Source organism: Lampropedia cohaerens, assembly GCF_001005215.1.
GTDB classification, from domain to species: Bacteria; Pseudomonadota; Gammaproteobacteria; order Burkholderiales; family Burkholderiaceae_C; genus Lampropedia; species Lampropedia cohaerens.
In genome coordinates this window covers 1-1,773 of the sequence record NZ_LBNQ01000001.1, presented here as the reverse complement: position 1 = coordinate 1,773, position 1,773 = coordinate 1, and the positions used below count along the sequence as shown (strand labels likewise).

Here is a 1,773-nt window from a genome sequence, read left to right as displayed (position 1 = left end):
CAGGCCGGGCGCGACCTGGGCATCACCGCCAGCGACGTGGTGGGCACGCACGAAGTGAACCTGCGCGCGGGCAACGACATCGCCATTGCGGCAGGGCAGCACACCCAGTCGCAAGAGAGCTTTCGAGAAGTCAGGAAATCCGGCCTGTTCAGCGGCGGTGGCCTGGGCGTGACCATTGGCAAGCAACAGCAAAGCACCGATACAGCCACCTCCAGCAATACGGCAGCGACCAGCATGGTGGGCAGTGTGAGCGGAGACACCTACATACAAGCCGGGCGCCGCTACCAGCAAACGGGCAGTACCGTCTCCTCCCCACAAGGTGATGTCAACATCCGCGCACAGCAAGTTGCCATCGAAGCAGCGCAAGATGGCCACAGTCATGACTACCACTACAAGTTTGAGCAAAAAGGCCTGACCGTGGCGGTCAACGCCCCGGTGATCAACGCCATGCAAGCAGCCGCCTCAGCTGTCAAATCCGTCGAAAAAATAGGTCAAAGCAAAGACGACCGCATTAACGCCCTGGCGGCAGCCAACACAGCCTGGGAGACCTACCAATCAGCCGGGGCCATGCGCCAAATAGCGCAAGACCCCAAGGCTGCAGTCAGCCAGGATATCAGCGTATCCATTACCTACGGCGAACAAAAAAGCCAGTCAGAAAGCCATAGCCGCAGCACTGAAGCCGCAGCCAGCCAACTTCACGCAGGAGGCAAAGTCCACATCACAGCCCAAGGCGCGGATGAAAACTCCAACATCAACATTATTGGCTCAGACATTGCTGGCCAAGGCGGCACGCACCTGCAAGCAGACAACGCAGTCAACATCCTTGCAGCCGAGCAAACCAACACCGAACGCAGCAGCAACACCAGTAGCGGCTGGAATGCCGGCGTAGCCATCAGCTACGGCCAAAGTGGCATGGGCTTTGGCATCACCGCAGGCGGCAACCATGGCAAAGGCACAGGTAACGGAGACGACACCAGCTACCGCAACAGCCACGTAGGCAGCACAAGCAGTGCCACCACCATCCAAAGTGCAGGAGCCACCAACATCATCGGCGGCCAAGTCACAGGCCAAAGCGTGGGCATAGAAGCCGCAGAACTGAACATCCAAAGCCTGCAGGACACCTCCAGATACGACAGCCGGCAAAAAGACATGAGCGCGCAAGTCACCGTAGGCTATGGCGCATCCGCCTCAGGCAGCTACAGCCAAAGCAAAATCAATGCTGACTACGCAGCCGTGAGAGAACAATCGGGCATCCTGGCCGGCGATGGCGGCTACCAGATCAAAGTAGAGGGCAACACCGACCTTCAAGGCGGCCTTATCACCTCCAGCCAGGCGGCAGAAGAAGCAGGCAAAAACAGCCTGAGCACCGGAACCCTGACCGCCAGCGACATCCAGAACCGTGCCAACTACGATGGGGAAAGCTTTGGCGTGTCAGCCAGTGGTGCCATCAACGGCGGCTGGGATGGCAAAACCGTCGACAAGAAAGGCAACGCAACCAGCGCACTGAGCAAATCCGTAGGCCTTGGCGCAGACAGCGAAAGCGCCAGCAGCGTGACCCAAAGCGGCATCAACACCGCCAACATCGGCATCACAGACCAAGCCAAACAACAAGCCCTGACCGGCCAAACGGCAGAAGAAGCGGTGGCAGCCATCCGCACCGATGCCACCACAGACAACTACGCCAGCCAGGCAGGCTACTTGGACAACAACTTTGATAGTGAGAGAGTGCTCAAAGAACTCAACCTGCAGGTTGAAGTCACCGAACAATTCCAA

Annotated in this window: 1 protein-coding gene; it reads left to right on the top strand. The window is 58.5% G+C overall.

The window, feature by feature from the left end:
* Positions 1-1,773 (top strand): hemagglutinin repeat-containing protein (locus AAV94_RS00005; RefSeq protein WP_046740282.1); only part of this gene is annotated, 1,773 nt, incomplete at both ends.